3 protein-coding genes are annotated in these 3026 nt (G+C 31.1%); all 3 read right to left on the bottom strand.

Annotated elements, in window-relative coordinates; translation table 11 throughout:
* Positions 1-305: hypothetical protein (locus AB8P06_RS20580; protein ID WP_369844518.1), on the bottom strand; the 305-nt coding region annotated here is incomplete at its 3' end.
* Positions 306-420: 115 nt separating this feature from the next.
* On the bottom strand, positions 421-2679 hold the full coding sequence (locus AB8P06_RS20575) for a hypothetical protein (RefSeq protein ID WP_369844516.1): 2259 nt from the start codon (positions 2677-2679) through the stop codon (positions 421-423).
* A 2-nt stretch (positions 2680-2681) separates the two neighbouring features.
* Positions 2682-3026, bottom strand: a 345-nt coding sequence (locus AB8P06_RS20570) for a T9SS type A sorting domain-containing protein (RefSeq protein WP_369844514.1), incomplete at its 5' end; no start/stop codon positions are given.

Below are 3026 nucleotides of genomic sequence, written 5' to 3'. Positions count from 1 at the left end.
TCTACAGTCTTTGTTTCCAATGGAATACCAATCATATTAGCTGTGATCAGCTTTTGGTTATTCTTTTCGTGAGCATACTGGTAGGTAGTTTCTGAAATTGTATTGTCAGGAGACTGTACTGAAACAGACATAGGATTAAGATGTTTATGATCTGTATTATAATAATAATTTGTTGTCTCTATAACTTCCTGATTATTTAGATAATTTGTTATTTTTTGTGTTTTAAATTGCATCCATGAAGAAGTAATATCATAGCGGGTAAAATCAAAAGTCGGAATGTAAAAAAATTTATCATTAGTCATCATATCTCGTTCTTTAGTTATTTTTATAATTCTTAATTGATAAGGACGGATTGTAACTAAAGGGAATTGACTAATATAATCACTGGATTTTTGATTAAAATATACATCTTCTGTATAATTATTTTATTTTTTTAACTATATTATTGTTAGAATTAAAAAACTCTTTTTTAATTAAAATACCTCTTGCAAACTGATTATTTACAAAAGTCTGGAATGGAATTTCATTATTATATGCATTTGTGGATGGGGCATTATAATAAGTATCTATAGTCTTCCATGTTTCACTTGGAGTACTAGTGTTTACTCTTTCAGTAATTACTTTATTATAAACTGTTGGTTTCCCGTTTATTGTAGATAAATTGAAGTTTCCTGAATTACTTATAATTAATTTTCTACATATTTCTCCTTCATAACCATGCGGAGATGATGAAAAATGATAATAATTGATTGGATCACCCATGAAAACTCCAGTAGAAAGACCATTCTCATCTTTATAGATAAATCTTTCCTCTATAAGGTTATTGGCATTATCTTGTTTAATTATTTTTTTTACTCTTATTCCTCCTACCGACTTGTTTTGAGTCGTAGGAACTGCCATTTTTTCAAACCATTGTATTGAAAAAGAAGCATATTTATCAGCAGACGGATTTTTAAATTTTCTTATTCTTAATTTATATGAAGGTTTCTTGTCTAATAGAAATTCATAATCACCATTAAGAATAAATGTTTTTAAAACAATATTAGTATTATCTAATATTTCGGCAATAAAATAAGGCTGATTTGCGTCAGGAAGGGTATTTGAGCCATCGTTATCAGGGTTTGCATTACTTGTAAAATTTACTTTAAAAGAAACTTGGCTAGCACTTGTGTTTACATTAATTGTACCTTCAGTTTGATATGAATCAATCATATACTCCTGTTTAACAACACTGGTTTCAGGGGGAAAATAGCTTGAATCAAAATCGTCTAATTCATATTCAAGTTTCATCTTTCCTTTTGTAGGATAGGTAATTTCTTTTAAACTACCAGATACAGCAAAATTAATATTGGGATTTTTATTATCACCAAATCCATATACATTATCATCAATTGATGTATATGGTATTCCTAAATTGGTCATTACTCCATTAGAGTATCCAACATAATCAGTTGCATCAGACAGTCTGTTTGGTAATGGGTTATCTTCATAATATGAGAACTGGTAAGAAGAATTATCCAGGGTATTTTTTATTTCATTTAGTTTAAGTCTTTTTGTAAGGGCATCAGTATGATCTGAGTATCCTGTAATATTCTTCGTTTCTCCTGCAATAAAATAGCTTGTATTTAATTCTTGATTAGAAATTAATTTATTGCTATTATCAAATGTTGACACTTTTTTTAAAGAAAGTCCATTGAGTATATCTTCCCTATTCGTATTATATGTAAATTGAGTATATCCTTCCGGATAAATAATCTTATTTAAATATCTTTCTTTTAAGACTTCTGTTAGAGATGCGTATTCAGAATATTCACTTTGTGCTGAGACTCCGTCAATTGATGTTTGGCAATATAAAGGATAACTAAACCCTTTATAATAGCTGCTTAAATATTCATATGGTGATGTAAGAGATGAATATTCAAATTTTATTTCCTTACCACTTGTAAGAACTATTTTATCTATTACAAAATCCGTGGTAACAAGATTTTCCACAGTAGGAAAAGATCCTCCCACAGTCCTCATTTCATTCCCCGCTGAGAAAAAATATTTATTTCCCGAGTCATCTGTGAAAATGAAAGGATACACTTCAATTTTCACACTGGTTTCACCAATTTTTATTGGTTTACCGGTGCTGTCAAGATGAAAATCACCTGAACTATTTCCTATGGAATAAGAGAAAATATCTGGTTGTGTATCTCGTTTTTGCCCTACAAGAGTATAAGTGTCAGATGGGTCGACAGTATTAAAACCCATAATCTGTGTTGCCAAGCTATAATCTGAGGATGTCCTATCGTTTGGCTGGAAAGCTCCATCAGTTTGATTGATAATAGGAATATTGCCCTTATCCTCGTTACCAATTATTTGTTTTGAAAGAGAAACTCCACCAATTGATAGTGACCAGCCTAAACCAACTTTTGATGCTACCTCCTTTACTTTAACGCCGGATGCATGATATTTCAACGCAATTGGTAAACTGAAGTTATCAACTTTTATATTATATATGGGAATATCTATTCCAACCGTACCCGTATGAGTTGTCGTAGGAATATCAATATATTTTGAAAACTGGCTGGCATCCGGGGATTTAATCGTTAAATTATATTTATTATTTTGCGTTTCTGGTAGCTGTGCAAACAAAAAATTACTCAGTAAAATTCCTGCACAAAATATTTTTTTCATAGTTATTTTTTAATCAATTTAGCATTCGCCGTTTTATTCGTATCCGTTTTTATCACAACAAGATATGCTCCTTGTATCAGTGCCTGAGTATTAATCTTAGTCACCGTATTCCTGGTTTTAAGACTCTGAAGCTGTCTTCCACCCATATCATAAACTACAATCTCAGCTTCCTTGAAATCAAACCCTATTTCCACATAAGCATAATCTGTCACAGGATTCGGGTAAATCTTAATATCCTGTTTTTCGATCAGCTGATCTATTTGTTTATCTCCCAGCTTTACAATCTTCCAGTTTTCTTTTCCTAATTCCTCGGCACTGGTTCCTGCCAGAATGATGGAACCATCTCT

Origin of the sequence: Chryseobacterium tongliaonense (assembly GCF_041224435.1) — a bacterium.
GTDB lineage: Bacteria > Bacteroidota > Bacteroidia > Flavobacteriales > Weeksellaceae > Chryseobacterium > Chryseobacterium tongliaoense.
The sequence above is the reverse complement of the archived record's forward strand: the minus strand, read 5'-3'. Positions and strand labels throughout refer to the sequence as shown.

Excerpts from the sequence above, each read along its gene's own strand:
- AB8P06_RS20575 (WP_369844516.1), bottom strand. The coding sequence starts at position 2,679 with ATGAAAAAAATATTTTGTGCAGGAATTTTACTGAGTAATTTTTTGTTT.